This window comes from Sphingobium sp. TomTYG65, assembly GCF_055395525.1.
This window is the reverse complement of sequence record NZ_AP027331.1, coordinates 559,374-581,349: the sequence shown is the minus strand read 5'-3', so window position 1 is coordinate 581,349 and position 21,976 is coordinate 559,374. Positions and strand designations below refer to the sequence as shown.

At 64.1% G+C, this 21,976-nt stretch carries 18 protein-coding genes and 1 riboswitch; of the genes, 5 read left to right on the top strand and 13 right to left on the bottom strand.

Annotation, left to right across the window (positions count from 1 at the left end; translation table 11 throughout):
- Positions 1–6: 6 nt before the first annotated feature.
- The 12 genes from ACZ5Y5_RS16460 to ACZ5Y5_RS16405 form a co-directional block, all read right to left on the bottom strand.
- On the bottom strand, positions 7–1,317 hold the full coding sequence (locus tag ACZ5Y5_RS16460; RefSeq protein ID WP_464811572.1) for a family 1 glycosylhydrolase: 1,311 nt from the start codon (positions 1,315–1,317) through the stop codon (positions 7–9).
- Positions 1,318–1,337: 20 nt separating this feature from the next.
- Entirely contained in the window at positions 1,338–2,198 is an 861-nt protein-coding gene (locus ACZ5Y5_RS16455; RefSeq protein ID WP_464811571.1) for an alpha/beta hydrolase, read from the bottom strand.
- Positions 2,199–2,263: 65 nt separating this feature from the next.
- Positions 2,264–4,585, bottom strand: coding sequence for a TonB-dependent receptor (locus ACZ5Y5_RS16450; protein WP_464811570.1), 2,322 nt, complete (start codon positions 4,583–4,585; stop codon positions 2,264–2,266).
- A 25-nt stretch (positions 4,586–4,610) separates the two neighbouring features.
- A complete protein-coding gene (locus ACZ5Y5_RS16445) occupies positions 4,611–5,435 on the bottom strand; it encodes a fumarylacetoacetate hydrolase family protein (protein WP_464811569.1) in 825 nt (274 codons plus the stop codon).
- On the bottom strand, positions 5,435–6,334 hold the full coding sequence (locus tag ACZ5Y5_RS16440) for a VOC family protein (protein ID WP_464811568.1): 900 nt from the start codon (positions 6,332–6,334) through the stop codon (positions 5,435–5,437). Before ACZ5Y5_RS16440 ends, ACZ5Y5_RS16445 begins: the two co-directional genes overlap by 1 nt.
- Positions 6,331–6,762, bottom strand: coding sequence for a GlcG/HbpS family heme-binding protein (locus ACZ5Y5_RS16435; RefSeq protein ID WP_464811567.1), 432 nt, complete (start codon positions 6,760–6,762; stop codon positions 6,331–6,333). The genes ACZ5Y5_RS16440 and ACZ5Y5_RS16435 overlap by 4 nt, the downstream gene beginning before the upstream one ends.
- Positions 6,759–8,222 carry a bifunctional 3-(3-hydroxy-phenyl)propionate/3-hydroxycinnamic acid hydroxylase gene (locus ACZ5Y5_RS16430; RefSeq protein ID WP_464811566.1) on the bottom strand — a complete coding sequence of 488 codons (1,464 nt, stop codon included), beginning with the start codon at positions 8,220–8,222 and terminating at the stop codon, positions 6,759–6,761. The genes ACZ5Y5_RS16435 and ACZ5Y5_RS16430 overlap by 4 nt, the downstream gene beginning before the upstream one ends.
- A gap of 15 nt (positions 8,223–8,237) precedes the next feature.
- Entirely contained in the window at positions 8,238–9,473 is a 1,236-nt protein-coding gene (locus tag ACZ5Y5_RS16425) for an amidohydrolase family protein (protein ID WP_464811565.1), read from the bottom strand.
- 89 nt (positions 9,474–9,562) lie between these two features.
- Complete coding sequence (locus tag ACZ5Y5_RS16420) at positions 9,563–10,453, bottom strand: LysR family transcriptional regulator (RefSeq protein ID WP_464811564.1); 891 nt, start codon at positions 10,451–10,453, stop codon at positions 9,563–9,565.
- 57 nt (positions 10,454–10,510) lie between these two features.
- Positions 10,511–11,395: a 3-hydroxyisobutyrate dehydrogenase gene (gene mmsB / locus ACZ5Y5_RS16415; RefSeq protein WP_464811563.1), complete on the bottom strand. Its 885-nt coding sequence runs from the start codon at positions 11,393–11,395 to the stop codon at positions 10,511–10,513.
- A gap of 24 nt (positions 11,396–11,419) precedes the next feature.
- Complete coding sequence (locus ACZ5Y5_RS16410; RefSeq protein WP_464811562.1) at positions 11,420–12,502, bottom strand: enoyl-CoA hydratase/isomerase family protein; 1,083 nt, start codon at positions 12,500–12,502, stop codon at positions 11,420–11,422.
- Positions 12,503–12,513: 11 nt separating this feature from the next.
- Positions 12,514–13,656 (bottom strand): acyl-CoA dehydrogenase family protein, encoded by a 1,143-nt coding sequence (locus ACZ5Y5_RS16405; protein ID WP_464811561.1) that lies wholly within the window; start codon positions 13,654–13,656, stop codon positions 12,514–12,516.
- Positions 13,657–13,796: 140 nt separating this feature from the next.
- Between ACZ5Y5_RS16405 and ACZ5Y5_RS16400 the strand changes: the two genes are divergently transcribed.
- A complete protein-coding gene (locus ACZ5Y5_RS16400) occupies positions 13,797–14,339 on the top strand; it encodes a CinA family protein (protein WP_464811560.1) in 543 nt (180 codons plus the stop codon).
- Positions 14,329–16,389 carry an NAD(+) synthase gene (locus tag ACZ5Y5_RS16395; RefSeq protein ID WP_464811559.1) on the top strand — a complete coding sequence of 687 codons (2,061 nt, stop codon included), beginning with the start codon at positions 14,329–14,331 and terminating at the stop codon, positions 16,387–16,389. The genes ACZ5Y5_RS16400 and ACZ5Y5_RS16395 overlap by 11 nt, the downstream gene beginning before the upstream one ends.
- Before the next feature lie 127 nt (positions 16,390–16,516).
- Positions 16,517–16,594, top strand: a riboswitch (cyclic di-GMP riboswitch).
- 350 nt (positions 16,595–16,944) lie between these two features.
- On the opposite strand, the gene ACZ5Y5_RS16390 is transcribed toward ACZ5Y5_RS16395, so the two are convergent.
- The gene (locus ACZ5Y5_RS16390; protein ID WP_464811558.1) at positions 16,945–17,853 is read right to left on the bottom strand and encodes a LysR family transcriptional regulator; all 909 of its coding nucleotides are present in this window, start codon (positions 17,851–17,853) and stop codon (positions 16,945–16,947) included.
- Positions 17,854–17,963: 110 nt separating this feature from the next.
- Between ACZ5Y5_RS16390 and ACZ5Y5_RS16385 the strand changes: the two genes are divergently transcribed.
- The 3 genes from ACZ5Y5_RS16385 to ACZ5Y5_RS16375 all read left to right on the top strand — a co-directional run bounded on the left by ACZ5Y5_RS16385 (position 17,964) and on the right by ACZ5Y5_RS16375 (position 21,974).
- A complete protein-coding gene (locus tag ACZ5Y5_RS16385) occupies positions 17,964–19,076 on the top strand; it encodes an S-(hydroxymethyl)glutathione dehydrogenase/class III alcohol dehydrogenase (RefSeq protein WP_464811557.1) in 1,113 nt (370 codons plus the stop codon).
- Between the two features lie 8 nt (positions 19,077–19,084).
- On the top strand, positions 19,085–19,921 hold the full coding sequence (gene fghA / locus ACZ5Y5_RS16380; protein WP_464811556.1) for an S-formylglutathione hydrolase: 837 nt from the start codon (positions 19,085–19,087) through the stop codon (positions 19,919–19,921).
- Between the two features lie 103 nt (positions 19,922–20,024).
- A complete protein-coding gene (locus tag ACZ5Y5_RS16375) occupies positions 20,025–21,974 on the top strand; it encodes a cellulase family glycosylhydrolase (protein ID WP_464811555.1) in 1,950 nt (649 codons plus the stop codon).
- The last annotated feature ends 2 nt before the right edge of the window (positions 21,975–21,976 follow it).

The window sequence follows — 21,976 nt, the reverse complement described above, 5'->3', positions numbered from 1 at the left end:
TATGGTTCAGATCGCGTTGGCGCGGGCGATGGCACCATAGACGGCTGCGCTGGGCTTGGGAATGCGCGTGAATGTCACCGGATCAAAGCTGTGGAGGCCGAACTTCGGACGATAGCCGAAGATCCATTCGAAATTGTCGATGAGCGACCAATGGCAATAGCCGATCACCGGCACGCCCGACGCCATCGTCTTTTGCAGTTCGGCAAGCGCGGCGGGGATGAAGCGGGCGCGGATGCCGTCGTCGGTGGTGCCGACGCCATGTTCTGTGACGAAGATCGGGACGCCGGTCGCCTGGTGGGCGTAGCGCACCGCTCCGGCGAGGGAGGGGGCATAGACTTCGGCGCCGCTATAGTTGAGCGCCGCCCCCTTGGGCGGGGGGAGCTTGCCCTTGCCGCTCCAGATATTGCGCTCGTAATTCTGGACGCCGAGGAAATCGTCGGCGCGGGCGGTTTCGAGCCATGCGCCGTAGAGTTCCTTGCGCTTGGCGTCGCGGATGCTGTTGCGGCCGATCGCCTGGTCATCGAACATGGAAAGGGAAAGGCCGACGGGCAGGTCGCCGCGCACCGCCTTGATCGCGGCCTTGGCGGCTTTGTGCGCGGGGACGAGGTTCGCCTGCATGGAATCGAGATCGTCCGGATTAGCGGCGTTCAGCGCCGTGAATTTGGGCGTGCCCATGCGGCGGGCGGCTTGGGCGAGCATGGCCTTTTGCGCTTCAATGACCTGCGGGGGCAGGATGACGGCGCGCAGGACGAGGAGGATGTTGGGTTCGTTGAAGGTGATGGCGTGGCTGATGCCGTCCGCCAGATGCCGGGCGGCCCGCTCGCAGAAGCGGGCGAAGAGCGGGACGCTTTCGCTGTTGGTCCAGCCGCCCATGGCGCTGAACCAGCGCGGCGCGGAGAAATGGTTGAAGGTGACGACAGGATTCAGGCCCCGCTCGCGCGCGCCGGCGATCATGCGATTGTAATGATCGAGCATGGCGACGGAGAAGAGGCCGGGTTCGGGCTCTATGCGCGCCCATTCGATCGAGAAGCGATAGCTGTTGAGGCCCATGCCCGTGGCGAGGTCCATGTCCTGCGGCCAGAGCGCGAAGCTGTTCGCAGCGTCGCCCGAAGGCGTGGAGTAGATGGTGGGTTTGATATTTTCGAGCAGCCACTGGTCGCTGGCGACATTATTGCCCTCAACCTGATGCCCCGCGGTGGACGCCCCCCAGAGAAAGCCTTTGGGGAAGCTGCGGCCGCTCAGCCGGTCGGTGGCGGCAATCGCGGGACTGGCGGCAAGCGCTGCGCCGGTGGCGAGCAGGGTCCGGCGGTCGATCATGTCTCTCTCCCTTTGTGGGTTTAGTTTGTTGTGTTTTTGATGAAGGCGCAGATTTCGTCGGCGAGGCGGCGGTCCGCCGTGCCGAGGTGCATGGGCAGACTATAGTGATTGTGGCCGTTGACGATCATCGCGCGGGGCATGGTGCCGTGGCGGGTGAGGCGGTCCTGGAGCAGGGCGAGAAATTCCTGCTGGAAACGGGCGGGGTCATGCTCCGCGCAGGCGATGAAGAGGGGGAGGCTTGTGGAGGCCACCGCTTCGCGCGGCATGCGTTCGGGGTAAAGGGACGGGTCGCCATAATAGAGCGTGTCCCGATCATCGAGGGGCGTGTAGCCGTAGAGGCCCGAGAGCAGAATGGCGGACCGGATATCGGCGGTGCCTGAACGCTTGATATAGCCAGCGACATGGACCGCGCCTGCCGAGGTTCCAGCGAGGACGATGCGGTTCGGGTCGCCGCCATGTTGCGCGGCATTGGCCTTTGCCCAGGCGACGACGGCGGCGACGTCTTCAGGGCCGGAAGGCCATTGGTTCTCCGGAGCGAGGCGGTAGTTGGGGACGATGCCGAAGAAGCCCGCCTGCGCGGCCATGCGGCCGACATTGGCGTTGGGCCAGTTCCGATCGCCGCCCTTGTCCCCCTTCAGGAAACCGCCGCCGTGGAGGAAGATGAGGATAGGCGCTGAGCCTGCGCCTTGGGGGGCGTAAAGGTCGAGGCGGTGGCGTTCGTGAGGACCGTAGGGGAGATTGGATAGGGAGGCTGGCCAGGCGCTGGCGAATGGCTGTTGCTCCGCATCGAACAGGGCGGTGCAATCAGCGAGGACGTCCGCCCCCAATCGGGTGCCCATGGCGGCGATGGCCTTCGCAATCTCTTCAGAGGTCAGGGCCATGGAGGACGGCTTTCAAAAAATGAAAGAAGGGCCGGGATCATGACAGATCCCGGCCCGAGGGAGGATCAGAATTTGAACTGCGCGTTGACGCCCAGCGTGCGGCGGCCTTCGCGGCTCAGCCAGTTCACATACCCACCTGCATCAGCGAAGGGCAGGCCGATGACGGCAGCATGGAAGCGCTGGTCGAGCAGATTGCGCGCGAACACGCCCACGCGCCAGTTGCCGTCGGGATGGCCGATGCCGGCGTTGAGGCCGATCGTGCCGTAGCCCGGCTGATAGGCGAAGGCATCAGCCACCGCATATTGCACCCGGCTGCGGTAATAGAAATTGGCCGACCAGTCGAAGGTCAGGCTGTCGTTGATCGGCAGGCGCACGTCCGCGCCAGCGGTGGCGCTATATTTGGGTGCGCCCGATAGCGGTTCGCCAGCCGCCTGGACGAGCGAGGTGACGCCATCAGCGGCAAGAAAGCAGCTGTAGCCCGCCTTTACCACGCCCGGGCAGGACGTCACATAATCCGTGAACTTCGTCTTGGAATAAGTGAAACCGCCGGTCAGCGTCAGTTCCGGGCTGACCCGCCAGGCGATGTCTGTTTCAAAACCCTTGGCGGTAAAGCCGCCGGCATTTTCCGTCAGGAACTCAACGCCGTTGAAGACCGAGGTCTGAAGATTCTTATACTTGTCGTAGAAGATGTTGGCGTTGAACGTGACGGCCCTGTCGAACAGCTGTGACTTCACGCCCACGGTGATGTCCCGCACGGTCTGCGGCGCGACTGCGGTACGGGTGCCGGTAAGGCCCGAGAATGTCACCGTCGGCCCGAGATAACCGCGAGCGATGGTGCCGAAGAACATGATGTCGTTATTGACCTTGAACTCGGCGCCTGCGCGGCCCGACCAGTCACCTTTCTTGGTGCTGGCATTCAGCTCGGCGGTCGGCGTGTAGGGGACGACGAAGCCGTTGGGACCGGGGCCCGGTGGGAAGGCGGGATCGATGATCGAGAAGAAGGAGGATTTCACCCAGTCATATTGATAGCGGAAGCCGCCAATCAGGCTGAACTGTTCGGACAGATGATATTTGCCGTCGATGAAGGCGGCGATTGAGTCCGACCTGGTCTGCGTGTTGGACTGGCCGCCTGCGATGTTGACGATGACAGGGTCGAAGGGGACGGCCGGCCGCAGCTGGGCGCGGCTGAAATCATTGTCATCACCCACCTTGCGCCGCGATGCATAGACGCCGCCGGTGAATTCCAGCGCGCTGCCCGATGGCGAGCTGAGGCGCAATTCCTGCGACAGGAAGCTCTGATCGGTGCCGTCCTGCTGCGCGGTGAAGACGGGGAAGCTGGTGGCGTCGATGGCAAACAGCTGCGGACGCTGGTTCAGCCCGCGATAGGCAGTGATGGAGGTCAGGTTATAGTCGCCAAGCCCGAGATTGATTTCCAGCGAGGCCCCGTAATTTTCCTCCGAGGAGTAGCCGGGATATTCCTCCACCGATTTGTCATTGTCGAAACCAGGAACCACGCCAAGCGAGGCGAGATTGCCGAAGCGCACCGCCATCAGCGGATTGGCGAAGCTTGGCAGGCGGTTCAACGTCCAGAGCTGGCCGGGACCTTCGCGCTTGATCTTCGAATAGTCGCCGATCAGGTAGATGCTGAGATTGTCGCTGGGTTCGAACAGATATTTGGCGCGGGCGCCGTAGCTTTCTTCCCCGCCCCATTTCTCGTTGCGGACGACATTTTTCAGAAAGCCGTCATTGCTGCGGTAGAAACCGAAGATGGCGAGGGCCGAGTTCTGGCTGACCGGGACATTGACGCTGCCGTTGACGTTCCATTCGTCAAGCTCGCCATAGCTGGCGAAGACTTTGCCGCCGAACTTGCCCAGTTCCGGTTTCCTGGTGGTGATGTTGACGACGCCTGAAGAGGCGTTCTTGCCGAACTGGGTGCCCTGCGGACCCTTCAAGACTTCGACGCGCTCCAGATCTCCCAGGCTGTTGACCGGATTGCCGAAGGGGACGACGACATTGTCGACGACCGTACCGACATTCTGTTCGGACGAGCTGGTGAAGCCGCCAGCGCTGCCGACGCCGCGCAGGCGGAAGCCGCTGTCATTGGGCGAGGTGCCGAACTGGACGCCGGAGAATTGATACTGGATGTCGGTCAGCGTCTGGAAGCCGCCTTCGGTCAGTTGCTCGCCGCTGATCGCCGAGACCGCGATGGGCACATCCTGCAGCCGTTCCGCGCGGCGGGTGGCGGTGACGATGATGTCGGCGCTGCCGCTGGCTGGCTCAGCCGCCTGCTCGGGCGCGGCGGCAGTGTTTTCCTGCGCCAGGCCGGGCGTGGCTAGGGCGAGCAGGCTGGCGCCTGCCAAGGCTATGCTGGTGGTCAACTTGCGCATGATATTTTCTCTCCCCTTTTTTTGATCACTGTTCGTCGATGATGCGGTTGGTGAGCGTGCCGATGACGCCGATGCTGATTTCGACCTTGTCGCCTGCCTTCATGTAGAGCGGCGGGGTGCGTTTATCGCCGACGCCGCCGGGGGTGCCGGTGGCGATGACGTCGCCGGGCGCGAGGGGCGTGAAGGCGGAGATATATTCAATGACGGTGGCGATATCCCAGATCATGTCGCTGATGGGCTGATCCTGGACCAGTTCGCCGTTGAGGCGGGTTTGGACGTGCTGGGAAGCGAGGTCGCCCGCCTCGTCCGGCGTGACCAGCGCGGGGCCGAACGCGCCGCTGTTGGGGAATGTCTTGCCGGGCGTGAACTGGATATTGTGGCGCTGCCAGTCGCGGGCGGAGCCGTCGTTGAAGCAGGCATAGCCCGCGACATGAGCCATGGCGTCGGCGCGGGCGACCTTGTGCGCGGGCTTGCCGATGATGACGGCCAGTTCGCCTTCATAATCGTAGCGGCTGGTGACGGCGGGCTTCACCATCGGTTGGCCGTCCGCGACGAGGCTGTCGGCGTAGCGGACGAAGATGGCGGGATGCTCTTTCTGCTCGCGGCCGGTTTCCTTCACATGTTCGGCATAGTTGAGGCCGACGCAGAGGATCTTGGCCGGGTCGGGAATGACCGGGAGGAGGACGATGTCGTCGCGGCGGTAGCGCGCACCTTCGCCAAGCGAGGCGAGATTGCCGGCGGCGAGCGCGGCCTTCAGGCTGGACGCGCCGGTCAGTTCGATGATCGCGTCGCCTTCGACACGGCCGAAGCTGGGGGTGCCGTCAGGGCGGCGGAAGCTTGTGTAACGCATCAGGCTTGTTCCTCATTGAGCGGCTGCGGAGCCCAGTCGCGACGGTGGCGGAATTTTTCCTCGGCGGCGCGGAGCCCTGCGAAATCCTTGTCCGACATGCCCCATTGGTCGATGCGGCCTTCGGGCCAGGTCCAGTCTTCGGGCGCGCCGGGCTGATAGTCTTCGGGCACCTTTTCGACGGCGGTGGAAAATTCGATCACGGGGCCGAAGGGGGCGATGAAATAGGCGAAGACGTTCGCGCCGGGACCATGGCGGCCGGGACCCCAGGCGGGGACCATGCCATGATCGCGCAGGCGGCCGATGCCGCGCATGACCGCATCCATGTCGGCCATTTCGAAAGCGATGTGGTTGAGCGACGAAAAGCCCGCACGGGCGAAGGCGGTCGAGTGATGGGACTCGTTGCAGCGGACGAAGACCATGCCCTTGGTCCGGTCGGATACGCGGAAGCCGAGGGCCTGTTCGATCAGGGTGCCAGTGGCTTCGGCGTCGGTGGAATTGAAGACGACATGGGTGAGCTTGACGGGAAGGTCCTTGCCCTCGATCGGCGCGACTTCGCTGGTGTCCGTCAGGAAGCGGAGCAGTTCGCCTTCGGCCAGTTCGACGATGATGCCGTGGCCGTTGCCGGGCTCCTGCGAGGTGACGGGGCGGGCAGGGAGGTTCGCCTTGGTGACGCGGGCCTTCAGGTCCTCGAGCCGATCGGGTGAGCAGGTAAAGGTGGTGGAGCGGACATAGGGTTCCGCCGACTCTTCGAGCGCGACGAGATAGGGGAACGGGCCGGAGCCGCGCAGATAATGGGTTTGCCCGCGCACTTCGGCGGGGGCCATGCCCCATATGTCCGTCAGGAAGGCGGCGGCCTCTGCGGCGTTAGGCAGCGCCAGTTCGATGCTGCGAAGTTTCATGATTGCGCTCCGTGAGTGAGACCGGCGGCGGTGATCCCGGCGATGGCGCAGGCTTCGTCCATGTCGCCGGTGTCGCCGCTGGTCCCGACGGCGCCGATCATCCGCCCTTCCAGATCGCGGATGATGACGCCGCCGGGTGACAGAGCGAGCTGGCCGCCGGTGACGGCCACCACGCTCTGAAAGAAGGCGGGGTTGGCGGCGGCGCGGGTGGCGATGATCCGCGTGTCCGCGCCCATCCCCAGTGCGCCCGAGGCTTTCGCCCTGGCTATGTCGAAGCGGAAGAGGCTGGCCCCGTCCTCGCGCGCGAAGGCGACGGGGTGCGCGCCCGCGTCGAGGATGATGACGGCGAGCGGCTGGGCGTCCTGCGCGCGGGCATGGGCCAGCGCGGCGTCGAGGATGGAGCGGGCTTGGGCGAGGGTCAGGGTCATGGCCGGAGTTGTCCTTCCAGCTGGGTTATGAGGTCGGCAGGCTTGCCGGCGCCGAAGACATAATGGTCGGGGCGGACGAGCACGGCTGCTGCATCGCGGGCGATGAGCCATTCGTGGACCGCGCCTTCAGCGGGGATGACAGCGATGTCCGATGGCGCTTCGATCGGCTGCCTCGTGAAAAGACGCCAGCCGCCGCCGGTGATGTCGTCGAGCAGCTGGCCGTTGATGCGGGGCTGGATGAAGCGTTCGCCTGCGCCGGGGGTGCCGGTGGCAATGATCCCCTGCGCGATGGCGGGGATGAGGTCGGCGGCGGTGCCTTGGTCAGCGCCCATGGCCGCTTCGCGCATCTGAACGTCGCGGGCTGCGGCCTGATCCGGGTCTAGCATGCAGATGTAGCGGCCTGCGGCGACGGCGGCGGAGATGACGGCGCGGACATGGGGGTCGCGCTCGGTCTGATAGCTGTCGAGCAGAGTGGCGGGCGCGCGATCGGCCAGCACCAGTTCGAGCTTCCAGGCGAGGTTCGCGATGTCGCGCAGGCCGTGGCACATGCCCTGACCGAAGAAGGGCGGCGTCTGGTGCGCGGCGTCCCCGGCCAGGAAGACGCGGCCCTGACGCCATTGTTCGGCGATGAGGCCGTGGAAGCGGTAGGTGGCGGCGCGGACGATCCTGTGTGGGACGCCCGTCAGATAAGGCGCGACGAGCGCGGCGACATTGTCGGGCTGCATCATCACGGCATCATCTTCGCCGGGCAGGAGCATGAATTCCCAGCGGCGGTGATCGCCCCGGCCCGGCACGATGGTCGCGGGACGTTTGGGGTCGCACATCATGACGGAGAGCTTTTGCAGGTCGGCGGCTTCGGGCACGCCCCAGAGGTCAGGGAAGCGGACGGGGCCATCGACTTGCGCATCGACGACGAGCCAGGGTTCCTCGAAATCGAGATCGTCGAGGGCGATGCCGAGCGCCTTGCGAACCGCGCTGCGCGATCCGTCGCAGGCGATGACATAGCGGGCGCGTTCAGTATGGTTGCCCGACAGGCGGAGGGTGACGGCCTGGTCGCTTTGCTCCAGCCCTTCGAACGCGGTCCCGAGCAGAAGGGTGACGTTAGGATAGGCGGCAAGCGCGTCGCGCAGATGATCTTCCAGTTCGGGCTGGTAGAAGAAATAATCATTGGACCAGCTAAAGGGACGGGGGCGACCGACCGTGCCCATGTAGCGGATGACGCCATGGTCCGCGCCGACATGGAGATGGCCTTCGGTGTCGCGCATGTCGGGGGCGACGCGATCGATGACACCGGCCGACTGGAACAGGCGCATCATCTCATGGTCGAGATGGACGGCGCGGGGTAGGGGATAGGGATGCGCCTCCTGCTCGACGACGAGGACCGACAGGCCCGCCTTGCCGAGGAGATTGGCCGCAAAGGCCCCTACCGGGCCGCAACCGATGATCGCTACGTCGAACATTCTGGGTCGGTTCTTTCAGGCGGAAACCGGCTGGGTGGCGGGGGCTTTGTGGAGGCGGCCGCCCTGCATGATCATTTTCAGGCGAGCGGGGTCCTGAAGGATGGAGACGTCCTGGGTGGGATCACCGTCAACCAGCAGCAGGTCGGCGAGATAGTTTTCGCGGATCAGGCCGACTGGCTGACCCATGAGTTGCCCGCCGAGCATGGTGGCGGCGCTGAGCGCTTCGGGCGGAGTGAAGCCATAATAATCGACGAAATGCTGGAGGTCCCTTGCGTTGCGGCCGTGGGGATTGAAGGGGAAACCATAGTCTCCGCCTATGAGGATGCGGACGCCGCGCCGCTTGAGTTCAGGGACGAGATCGGCCTCCAGCTGAAGGCGCTGAGTGGCGCTGGCCTTCATCGCGCTCATGTCGATATGGGGTGGTGGCGTGGCCTCCAGCGCAGCAACCGAGACGCCGGGGCCGGGGGCGTAGAAAAAGTCGTCCTTGTGCGCGGTCATGAGGTCGATGGCGGCTTCGTCAGCGAAGGAGCAGTGATAGAGGATGCGCGCGCCTGCCTTCAGCGCCATTTCGATCGCGCGGTTGCTGTAGGTATGGGCGGCGATCCAGAGGCCGTTCGCCTTGGCAGCTTCGCCGGCCGCCTCCATCTCCTCGTCGCTGTAGAGAATGTCCTGGGCCGAGCCGGGCTTCAGCGCGTCCTCGCCAGAGATGACGAGCTTCACCGATTTGACGCCGGTATCGCGGCAATGGGCCATGAAGGCGCGCATCGCGGCGGGACCACGACCGTTGAAGACGTCGCCGGTCTCCACGCCCTCTTCGCCTTCAGGGCTGCGTTCGAGGGTGGAGGGGATGAGGCGCGGGCCGGGGGTGTCAGCGGCCTCGATAGCGCGAGCTAGGTCGGGTTCGATGTTCTCGCCAAGGGCTCCGGCGGAATAGGCGCTGGTGAAGCCATGGTCGAGCAGGACGCGGGCGTTGCGCCAGGCGGCGGTTTTCAGTTCCTCCGGCGGCAGGATGAACTGGTGATAGATATGTTCAACCGAGCTGCCCCAGGTGAGATGGCAATGGGCATCGACCAGTCCGGGCATGAGCGTGCCGCCCTGGCCATCGATCCGGGCATCGGCGGCGACGGTCGAAAGGTCCGCGTCGGCGGGGAGGATGGCGGCGATCCTGTCGCCTTCGACAAGCACGGCGCCCGGCGCGCTGGCGGCGCCGCTGCCGTCGAAAATGCGCACATTATGGATGAGCTGCCGCATGCTTTCCTCTCCCGGCCCTTTGTTCTGCCGCGGCGGTAATGCTCCATATTCTCACAAAGGAAAAATAATCATTTTTGGCATTGCCATAGTCAGGAACTATGGATGAAATAATCCAGCAGGCGTTGGGCGAGGGTGGAAAGCCGCGCGCCCTTCAGCTTGCGGATGCCGATGCTGCGGGGGAAGACGGCTTCACGGATGGCGATGGCGCGCAGGACGCCGATGGACAATTCGGCAGCTGCGACCTGCATGGGCAATATGGTGACGCGACTGCTGGAGCGCACGATCGCCTTTGTGGTGAGCAGGGAGTCGCAGCGGATGCTGTGGCGTGGAACGGGTGCGTCGGCCGAGAGGAACAGCGCGTCGACCTGTCGGCGGAAGGCGCCGCGCGCTTCCGGGAGGACCCATCGGAGGTTGGCCACATCTCTTAGCGAGACTTCGCTGGGCAGATGTTCATTGGCGCGGCCGACGATCAGGGAGAAGGGGTCCTGTGAGAAGGTGAGTTCGTCAAGGTCATCGGGTGGCGTGTCGATGCCGGTGGTGACGAAGGCCAATTCTATGTCGCCCTGGCGCAGGAGGGTTCCAAGGTCAGCGTCGGGCCGTTCGATCACATGGAGAGCGAAGCTGCCTATGTCATCTTCCAGGAAGCGGACGGCTCCGGGCAGCAGGCTGACCAGCGCGCCGGGTGTGCCGCCGACGCGCAGGGGCCCCGCGATGCCCTGGCGGGAGAGCTGCAGTTCTTCCTCGGCGTCTTTCAGCAGGCCTTCCATCGCCTGGGCGCGGCGGAGGAGCATGCGGCCTTCGGCCGTGAGCGCTATGCCTGCGCGGGAGCGTTCGAGCAGGGTTGCGCCGATGGATTGTTCCAGTTGGGCGATGGCGATGGAAACGGACGGCTGTGAGATGTTGAGCAGCCGCGCGCCGCCGCTGATGGAGTTGGCGCGGCAGACGGCGAGGAAGGTGCGGAGGGCGCGGGGGTCGATCATGGTGTGGGGTTGGTCAAGATGCCGTCCTGTCCAGTGTGGTAGGGGTGAGCGCCTGCGCTACTTCCCCTCCAGCATTTCGATCATCACGGAGAAGTCGCGCGCGGCTTCTCCACGATTGGCGAGGAGTTGGTAGAGCGCTTCGGCGGTGTTGCCCATGGGCACTGATGCGCCAACCGACGCCGCGGCTTCGGTGGCGAGTTTCAGGTCCTTGAGCATCAGGGCCACCGCGAAGCCGCCCTGATAGCCATTATCGGACGGGCTTTGCGGGCCGACGCCGGGGACGGGGCAATAGCTGGTCATCGACCAGCTTTGGCCCGAAGAGACGCTGGAGATGTCATAGAAGGTCTGCGGGTCGAGGCCGAGCTTTTTCGCCATGGCGAAGCTTTCGCAGGTGGCGACCATGGTCGCGCCCAGCAGCATATTGTTGCAGATCTTGGCCGCTTGGCCATTCCCCGCGCCGCCTGCGTGGATGACGGCTTTGCCCATGGCGGAGAGGATGGGCTTTGCCCGGCCGAAGGCGGCGTCGCTGCCGCCGACCATGAAGGTGAGGGTTCCGCCAGCGGCGGCGGCGATGCCGCCCGAGACGGGAGCATCGACCATTTCGAAGCCTTTGGCTTGGGCCGCTTCCTCGACCCGGCGGGCGGTGGCGACGTCGATGGTGGAGCAGTCGAGGAACAGCGCGCCGGGTTTGGCAGAGTCGAAGATTTCGCCGGTATAGACGCTTTCGACATGGCTTCCGGCGGGCAGCATGGAGACGACCGCGTCCGCCTGCGCAACGGCGTCCGCGGCGCTGGCGCAGCGAACGGCGCCTGCCGCTTCCGCCTTAGCCAGCGCATCTTCGGACAGGTCGAAGGCGCGGACGGCGAAACCGTTCTTCAGCAGGTTGGCGGCCATGCCGCCGCCCATATTGCCAAGCCCGATGAAGGCGATGGTCTGGCTCATGTCAGGCTCTCCTCTTTGTTCTTGTCAGCCGCGCAGCTGGGGTAGCGGCGTCCATTCCTTTTCCGGCGGCAGCGGCGCGAAGAGGCTGTCGATCAGATCGTCCGTCACTTCCTCGGGCGTCGCGGGGTTCCATTTGGGCGCATTGTCCTTGTCGAAGATTACCGCGCGCACACCTTCGATGAAGTCGGGCCGACGGATGACATGACAGCCGATGCGATATTCGTTGCGCATATTGTCGGCGAAGTCGGTGAAGGCCGCGCCCTCTGCCATCTGCCGCAGGGCGACCTTGATGGTCTGGGGTGATTTGGTGGCGAGCGTGGCAAGCTGGGCCTGCGCCCATTCCGATCCGTCCGCACGGAGCGCGGCAAGGATGTCTTCATAGCGGTCCGATGCGAAGAGGCGGTCTATATCCGCGCGCTGCGCTTCCCAGTCGGAAGGCGGCGGCGTGTCGCTCATCTCGTCGAGTATCTCGCCAAGGCCGTCCGGGTCAGCGATGATCCGCGCCTTGACCGCGTCGAGCTTGTCCGACGCCATATAATGGGTGGCGATGCCAATCGCGAGGCAGTCCGCGCCCTTGATGCGCGCGCCTGTGGTCGCGAGCCATGCGCCGGTGCGGCCTGGCATGCGGGGGAGGAACCAGCCGCCGCCGACATCCGGGAACAGGCCGATGCCGGTTTCGGGCATGGCGTAGGTGGTGCGCTCCGTCGCGATGCGGAAGCGGGCGGGATCGGAAATGCCGACGCCGCCGCCCATGACGATGCCGTCGATGAAGGCGATGACCGGCTTTTCATAGACGAAGAGCAGATGGTTCAGGCGATATTCGGTGTGGAAGAAGCGTTGGGCCTCCACACAGTCGCCCTTCGCGCTGCTGGCGAGCATGGCGATGTCGCCACCCGCGCAGAAGCCCCGGGACAGCTTGGGGTCGCCATCCGGCGAGGGCGCATGGTCGAGCATCACGGCAATGACGCTGTCGTCCTGACGCCAGGCCAGCAGCGTTTCGATCATGACGGCGCACATTTCGGTGGTCAGCGCGTGGATCGCTTTGGGCCGGTTCAGCCGGATGCGGCCGACGCCATTGTCGATCGAAATCAGAAGCTGGTCGGTCATCATCTCTCCCACTATTGGCGCAGCATGTCCCGCGCGACGATCATGCGCATCACCTGGTTGGTGCCCTCCAGGATCGAATGGACGCGCAGGTCGCGCCAGAAGCGTTCGATCGGATAGTCCATGAGATAGCCATAGCCGCCGTGCAGCTGGAGCGCGCGGTCGGCGACGGACGAGCCGGTATCGGTCGCGATCCGTTTGGCCATGGCGGCAAAGCGGGTCTTGTCCGGCGCATTTTCCGTGACCTTGACCGCGGCCATGTAAAGCAGCGCGCGCGCGGCCTGAAGTTCCGTTTCCATGTCGGCGAGCGTGAATTGCGTGTTCTGGAAATCGGCGATGGGCTGGCCAAATTGCTGGCGGTCCTTGGTGTAGGTGACCGCTTCGTCGATGCAGCGCTGCGCGCCGCCCAGCGAGCAGGCGCCGATGTTGAGGCGGCCGCCGTCGAGGCCCATCATCGCGATGCGGAAGCCCTCCCCCTCCGCGCCGACGAGGTTTTCCATGGGCACGCGCACGGCATCGAAATTGACCTGGGCGGTTGGCTGGGAATGCCAGCCGAGCTTGCGTTCCTGCGCGCCGAAGCTGACGCCGGGCATGTCCTTTTCGATGACGAGGCAGCTGATGCCCTTGGGACCTTCTTCGCCGGTGCGGACCATGACGACATAGATGTCGTTTTCGCCGCCGCCCGATATGAACTGCTTGGAGCCGGTCACCACATAATGATCGCCGTCCTTCACCGCGCGCGTCTTGAGCGCGGCGGCGTCGGAGCCTGCGCCCGCTTCGGTGAGGCAATAGCTGCCCATCCGGTCCATCGGCACCATGGAGGGGAGATATTTGTCCTTGAGCGCCTGGCTGCCGAAGCGGTCGATCATCCAGGCGGCCATGTTGTGGATGGATATGAAGGCGCTGGTCGAGGGACAGCCATAGGCCATCGCCTCCATGATCAGCGCCGCTTCCAGTCGTCCCAAACCGATGCCGCCCGATTCCTCCGACACATAGATGCCGCCGAAGCCCAGCTCTGCCGCCGCGCGGATCGTGTCGCGCGGGAAGATATGTTTTTCATCCCACTCCGCAGCGTGCGGGGTGATCGCATCGGCGGTGAAACGTCGCGCCATCTCCTGAATGGCGAGTTGCTCTTCGGTCAGAGCGAACTGAGACATGCCGGCCTTTTCCATTATCTTGTGGGAGCCATAGCAGCGCTGTTAACCCCATATGATAGTGACGGGAAGCCCCGGCGACGGAACGGGCCGCGCGATCGCTTCGTTGAGTCCGGCATCCCGGTCGAGATAATGAGGATGTAATGAGAAGCGATGGCGAGGGTGGTGGCGGGCCTGCGGAAACGCTTTCCCCGGCGTTGCCCACCAGGACCGAAGAGGCGGCCGAGGCGCTGCTGAAACTTTGCTGCGACGCTGATCTGAAGCTGGCCACGGCGGAAAGTTGCACGGGCGGGCTGCTCGCGTCGCTGCTGACCGATGTGGAGGGCGCGAGCCATGCGTTTGAACGCGGGTTCGTCGTCTATAGCGAGGATGCGAAATGCGATCTGCTCGGCATCGCGCGCGAGAAGATCGACGGGTGCGGCGCGGTAAGCCGTGATGTGGCGATCGCGATGGCGGAAGGTGCGATCGCCAATTCCGAAGCGGATATTGCGCTGGCGGTTACCGGCTATGCTGGTTCTGCACCGCCGGGGGATGAGCCGGGACTGGTCCATTTCGGCTGCGCCCGGCGCGGTGGCGAGACGCAGCACCGGGAGGAACATTTTGGCGATATCGGACGTGGGCCGATCCGGCTGGGAGCCATTGCAGTGGCGCTGGAGATGATGCGGGAGGCGGTCGATGCTCGCTGACCGTTTCGAGGCAATCGAGACGCACGGACTGGTTCGGCTGGCGGCGGCGACGCCAGAGGCGAGCGTTGCCGATGTGGGGGCGAATGCAGAGGCGATCCTGCGACTGGCGCGGGAGGCAGCGGCGAAAGGGGCGGACATTATCTTGTTCCCGGAGCTTTGCCTTTCTTCCTATGCGATTGACGACCTTCATTTGCAGGATGCGCTGCTCGATAGGGTGGAGGCGGAGGCCGGGCGGCTGATCGAAGCCAGTGCGGACCTGCCGGTGTTGCTCGTGGGCGCGCCGGTGCGGCGGAGCGGGCGGCTCTATAATGCGGCGCTGGTGATTGCGGGCGGCAGGCTGCTGGGCGTGGTGCCCAAAAGCTATCTGCCCAATTACCGCGAATATTATGAGAAGCGATGGTTTGCGCCGGGGGCGGGCCTGTCCGGGCTGGAGATCGAGCTGGCGGGGCATCATGCGCCGTTCGGGCCGGACCTGATCTTCGCCGCCGGGAACCGCGCCGACTTCACCTTTCATGTTGAGATTTGCGAGGATTATTGGGCTGCGTTGCCGCCGTCGACATTTGGCGCGCTGGCCGGAGCGTTGATCCTGTGCAACCTGTCGGCGTCGAACATCATCGTGGGCAAGGCGCGAGACCGGGATCTGCTGTCGGCGGCGCAGTCTATGCGCTGCATCGCGGCCTATGCCTATTCGGCGGCTGGCTATGGCGAAAGCACGACCGACATGGCCTGGGACGGGCAGGCGATGGTGCATGAAATGGGCGACCTGCTGGCGCAATCCGCGCGCTTCGGCGATGCGCCGGAGATCATCTATGCCGATATCGACGCGCAGCGGCTGCGTCTGGAGCGGATGCGCAACGGCACGTTCAACGACACGGCCGAGGCGATGGGGCACCCGGAGCAGCGGTTCCGCCGCGTGACGTTCGACGCCATGGCGGCGGGTGAGCGCGATGGGCTTTATCGGCCGGTGCGGCGTTTTCCCTTCGTGCCTGCCGACCCGTTGCAGCTGGATGCGGACTGCTATGAGGCGTTCAACATCCAGGTGGAGGGGCTCGTCACCCGCTTCCGCGCCACGTCTGGAAAGCATTTCGTCATCGGCGTGTCGGGCGGCCTGGATTCCACCCATGCGCTGATCGTCGCGGCCAAGGCGTGCGACCGGCTCGGGCTGCCGCGATCGGCGATTCTCGGCTATACGATGCCGGGTTTTGCGACGGGTGAGCATACCAAGTCCAATGCCTGGCGTTTGATGAACGCGCTTGGCGTGAAGGGGGAGGAGATCGACATCCGCCCTGCCGCGCGGCAGATGTTGGCGGACATGGACCATCCCTTCGCGAAGGGTGAGGCGGTCTATGACGTCACCTTCGAAAATGTGCAGGCGGGGCTGCGCACCGACTATCTGTTCCGGCTCGCGAACCGGCATGGCGGCTTCGTGGTCGGGACTGGGGATTTGTCCGAACTGGCGCTGGGCTGGTGCACCTATGGCGTGGGCGACCAGATGAGCCATTATGCGGTCAATAGCGGCGTGCCCAAGACGCTGATCCAATATCTCATTCGCTGGTGCATCGCGACGAACCAGTTTGACGCGGAGACGGACAGCATATTGCAGGCAATCGTGGATCAGGAGATTTCTCCCGAACTGGTTCCTGCCGATGCGTCGGGCGCGATGCAGAGCACGGAGAGCCGAGTCGGGCCTTATGCGCTCAACGACTTTTTCCTGCATCATATCGTGCGCTGGGGCCAGCCGCCCTCGAAAGTCGCTTTTCTGGCATGGCACGCCTGGAGGGATGTCGGGGTGGGGGCTTGGCCGCCCGGCTATCCCGATGACGCGAAGCAAGCCTATGACCTTCCGACCATCCGGCATTGGCTGGATAATTTCCTCTATCGCTTCTTCACGATCAGCCAGTTCAAGCGGTCTGCGATACCCAATGGCCCCAAGGTTTCCGCAGGCGGCGCATTGTCGCCAAGGGGGGACTGGCGCGCGCCGTCCGATGGTAAAGCGGCCCTGTGGCTGGACGAACTGGCGGGAAGGATTGGCCCGTCAGACAAGAAGTGAACGGCTGCAAATGGATCGATGCCATAGTTTGCAAGTTCACGTGATTATTGCTCCCAAATGATTGACGGAGCGGGATAATTCGGTTAAGCAATTACTAAGGCAGAGAAGCGCGCCGCGGCGAGCAATCTGACCGAAAAGGCAAACTGCCGGTGACGGCAGGACGCAAAGCTTCCGGTCTCTTTATGGAGACAGCGGGGTTACCGAAGCAGGATTGTAATGCGATGAAAGCGCTTGGCCTCTTTTCTTCAGACATGAATTCAGGATCACCTGGTTGCGTAGGCCGCCGCCGGGCCTGAAGCTGTTGTCATGAGTTGCCGCATGATGCGGCGGGGCTTCAGAGAAAAGCCCGCCATCATGCAGTTGGATAAGGAAGTCAGTCTCGGGCCGCTCCGCTGGTCCGACAGTCTTAGCTCCCTCGGGTCGCACTATGGGAGAGAAGCACAGCGTCCCAAAGACCCATCTCCCCACCGGGGACGCTGTGCTTCATTCATTCCGCCTGGGGTGGGCTTTTCTGGGGAGATTGTTCCAGGTTATCTGCCCGCGGCTTTCCTGTCGCTATTCGGCCGGTCCCCTATTTTGACCGCGCGAGTTCATCGCGGCGGACAGTTCATGCTCCAGGCATTCGACCGCCGCGCGCACCTTGGGCAGCAAATGCCTGCGCTGCGGATAAACGGCCCATATGGGTTCGTCCGGCGGGCGGAAATCCTCCAGTATCAGTTGCACCATGCCGTGCTGAAGATAGGGAAGGATATAGAAGTCCGGCAGTTGGCAGATGCCCAATCCCGATATGCAGGCGTCGATGACCGCCTGCCCGCTGTTGCAGCGGAAACGTCCCGCAGGCCGGTGCAGCAGTTCGCGGCCGTCATCGGCGAACTGCCATAGCGGGCTGGTGCCGATGATACATTCATGCGCTGCGAGGTCGTCGATGGTGGCAGGCTCGCCTGCCCGTGCGAGATAGCTGGGCGCGGCGCAGCTATAGAGGGTGCGGGACGCCACGCGGGTGGCGATGAGGCGCGCGTCGGACGGCTTTCCCGTCCGGATGGCGAGGTCATAGCCTTCGGAGACCAGATCGACGAGGCGGTTGCTGAGGTCGATCGTCAGGTTGAGTGCTGGATGGCGCATCGCGAAGCGGCGGAGGATGGGAGCGACGAAGCGCTCACCCATGGCGGTCGAGCAGGTGACCTTCAGCTCGCCATGCGGTTCGCCCTGTTCGCCGATCATCGCTATGGCCTCGTCCCGTTCCTGCGCCATCTGTTCGCACCGCTCCAGGAATATGCGGCCGGTGTCGGTCAGCCGGACCATGCGCGTGGTGCGATGGAAAAGCTGCGCCTGAACGCGGCGTTCCAGCGCCATGATCGATCGGCTGACATGGGTGGAGGACATGCCGATCATCTTGGCCGCGCGGGTGAAGGAGCCGGTGGATGCGACCGCGATGAACTCGTCAATCCCGTCCCAGGACGACATGATTAAACCTCATTAGGGATAGTCTATGTATGACAAAGCATATTATCGCATAATTGATGCGGTGCTATAGCGGTTTGCATCATCTGGATCGAGGACAAGAGGATAGCCGCATGAAGACCCGCGCCGCCGTCGCATTCGAAGCGAAGAAGCCCCTGGAAATCGTCGAAGTCGATCTGGAGGGTCCGAAGGCGGGCGAGGTGCTGGTCGAGATCATGGCGACGGGCATCTGCCATACGGACGCCTACACGCTGGATGGTTTTGATAGCGAGGGCATCTTCCCGTCGATCCTGGGCCATGAGGGCGCGGGCGTCGTGCGGGAGGTTGGTGCGGGCGTGACTTCGGTGAAGCCCGGTGACCATGTGATCCCGCTCTACACACCCGAATGCCGCCAGTGCAAAAGCTGCCTGTCGGGCAAGACCAACCTGTGCACCGCGATCCGCGCGACGCAGGGGCAGGGGCTGATGCCGGACGGCACCAGCCGGTTCAGCTATAAAGGGCAGACGATCTTCCATTATATGGGCTGCTCTACCTTCTCGAACTTCACGGTGCTGCCGGAGATCGCGGTGGCAAAGATCCGGGAGGACGCGCCGTTCGACAAGAGCTGTTATGTCGGGTGCGGCGTGACGACTGGCGTTGGCGCGGTCATCAACACCGCCAAGGTTACGCCGGGCAGCAATGTCATCGTGTTCGGCCTGGGCGGGATCGGCCTCAACGTGCTGCAGGCCGCGCGCATGGTGGGTGCGGACCGGATCATCGGCGTCGACATCAATGAAGGCAAGGCGGAGTGGGGCAAGCGGTTCGGCATGACCCATTTCTACAATCCGGCGGGCAAGAGCACGGCCGAAGTCGTGGCCGATCTGGTCGCGCTGACCGATGGCGGGGCCGATTACACCTTTGACTGCACCGGCAATACCGAAGTCATGCGCCAGGCGCTGGAAGCCTGCCATCGCGGGTGGGGCGTTTCGACGGTGATCGGCGTTGCTGAAGCGGGGAAGGAAATTTCGACCCGGCCGTTCCAGCTGGTCACAGGCCGGGTGTGGAAGGGCAGCGCCTTTGGCGGGGCGAAGGGGCGTACCGATGTGCCCAAGATCGTCGATTGGTACATGAACGGCAAGATCGAGATCGATCCGATGATCACCCATGTGCTGACGCTGGAGGAGATCAACAAGGGCTTCGACCTGATGCATGCGGGCGAAAGCATCCGCAGCGTCGTGGTCTTTTGAGGCCCGGCATGGAACAGGTCAGCGCCAATCGCGCCTTTGACGGCGTGCAGGGCGTCTATAAGCATGTGTCGGCGCAGACGGGGACGGAGATGACCTTCTCCGTCTTCGTGCCGCCGCATGCCGACGGGGCGAAGTTGCCGGTCGTCTGGTATCTGTCCGGGCTGACGTGCACCCATGCCAATGTCACGGAAAAAGGCGAGTATCGGCGGGCTTGTGCGGAGCTGGGGCTGATCTTCGTCGCTCCCGATACATCGCCGCGCGGGGACGAGGTGCCGGATGACCCTGCGGGCGCTTATGACTTCGGGCTGGGCGCGGGATTTTATGTGGATGCGACGCAGCCTCCGTTCGACCGCCATTATCGCATGTGGTCCTATGTGACCGAAGAACTGCCCGCGCTGATCGCCGACAATTTTCCAGCGGATATGAGCCGTCAGTCGATCATGGGACATTCGATGGGCGGGCATGGCGCGCTGACCGTCGCCTTGAGACATCCCGATCGCTTCAAGGCGGTTTCCGCCTTCGCCCCGATCGTTGCGCCGTCCAACGTGCCCTGGGGTGAAAAGGCGCTGGCGGGATATCTGGGCGAGGATCGAGCGGCCTGGCGGCGGCATGACGCAGTGGCCCTGATCGAGGATGGTGCGCGCATCGCGGCGCTGCTGGTGGATCAGGGGACGGCGGACCCATTTCTGGAACAGCAACTGCGGCCGGAGTTGCTGCGGGCGGCATGCGATGCGGCTGGCATTCCGCTGACGCTGAACATGCGGGAGGGCTATGACCATAGCTATTATTTCATCTCCAGCTTCATGGCCGATCATCTGGCATGGCATGCGGCGCGGCTTGGGTGACTGAAAAACACCGCCTTTGGTGCAAGAAAATACGGTGGCCCAGCAAAGCAGACTTCATTAGCTCCCAGGCAAAGTGACCGGCTGGTCTCTGTGACTAGGAGTGATGATTTTGCGGATGAAGGCGGCTCTTTCCTCTTCCTGCCTGATGCTGGCGGTGATCGTGGGCGCGCCTGCGCAGGCGAAAACGGTGGACATGCGGATCGCGCAGCATGGACGGTGGTTCGTCGACCAAAGCGGTCGCGCGATCACCTTCCACGGCGGCAACGTCACCCTGCCTGAGTTCGACAAGCCGCAGCAGCCGCGCTGGACAGGCCAGACCCCGGCGCGGATGGCGGAGCAGGGTTTCAACGGCGTCCGCCTCGTCATCTTTTTCAGCCGGGTGATGCCCCAACCGGGACAGATCGACCAAGCCTATCTGGACCACATCGCCAAGGCTGTCGCCGCCTATAAGGCGGCGGGCATCCATACGCTGATCGACTTTCATCAGGATCAATATAGCGAACTGGTCGGGGTGCGGGGCATGCCGGAGTGGGCGGTCTTTTCGGACGGGTATTCGCGCATGCCGGGGGTCGAATTCCCAATCGGCTACTTCAAGGACCCGGCGGTGCAGCGGTCCTTCGACAATTTCTGGAAGAACCATCCCGTGCCGGGCACGGGCAAGGGTGTGCAGGACCTCTATGTAGAGGGCCTGGCCGCAGTGGCGCGGCGGTTCCGTGACGATCCTGCCGTGATGGGCATCGACATCTTCAACGAGCCCGCGACCGGCAGCCGCTGCGCCGAGCCGGACCCGGCGAAGGCCAATTGTCCTGAACTCGAACAGGAACTGTTGAAGCCCTTCTACCAAAAAGCGGCGCAGGCGATCAGCCGTGCGGCCCCGCGCATGATCATCTTCGTCGAACCCTTCATGCTGCAAGGCGCGCTGGGGACGCCCATCAACACGCCCATCGCCGGTCCTTCGGGACGGCGGGCGCTGTCCTTCCACAATTATGGGCCGGTGAAGGCGACGCGGGACCGGGTCAACGACGGGGCGCTCGCCCATGTCATCCGCAGCGACGCAGCGATCATCAACACCGAATGGGGCTTTTCGAACGATCCCGCCGAGATCGTAGGGCAAGCCGCCGATTTCGACGCGCGGCACATTTCCTGGCTCGCCTGGACGCGCGGAGCATTTGAGGCGCTGACCGATCCCAGCTTGCCCGATGTCGGGAACGGCAACCGCGTTGCGCTGCTGCGCGCCTATGCACGCCCCTTTGCCGAGGCGACCGCCGGGACGCCGGAGATGACGAGCTTCGATCCTGATAAAGGCGTGCTGACTTACCGCTATGCGACCAAGCTTGCGAACGGGCGGCGCTTGTCTGGTGGCGAGACGGAAATCCGCATTCCGGCCATCCAATATCCCAACGGGTACAAGGTGTCGGTGAATGGCGGAGAAGTCCGTTCCGTCGCCGGAGCGCAAGTTCTGCGCGTGCGCAACAATGGCAAGGCGCAGAATGTCACCATCACCGTCACGCGCGTCGGTACTTTGCCGCCGCTGCCAGCGACCCAGAGCGAGCCCGATCGGAAGGAAGCAGGGCTGCGGACATTGCCGCCCATTCCCGCTGGGCCGCTGACACGCCGGTCGTTGATCGGCCATATCGTTGTCACGCCAGGTGGCCGCGGGCTGCTCGACCGCGAAGTGCCGGGCATGTTGCAGGGCCTTGGTCATGTGTCCGGGTGGGAGCGGATGACCCTGGCCGACATACAGCGTTTTGCCAGCGGAACCCTGACGGAAGAGAAGCTCCGGCAGATGGAGGCGGATCTTGCGAAATTGCCCGTGAAGCCCGGCCCCGTCCAGCAAGCGGGCCGCCTGAGCATCGATTCCCTCACCAGCGAGCTGATCGCCGACCCCAGGGCCCGCGCCATTCTCGACCGAGAGGCTCCGGGCCTCACCAGTTCCAGCAAGCAAGGCCTCTTCCCCCAGACGCGGCTGCGCAATCTTCAGCCTGAGTTGCCGGAGATATTGACTCCCGGGGCGCTGGAGCGGATCGAACAGGCGCTTGCCGGGCTGAAATGACG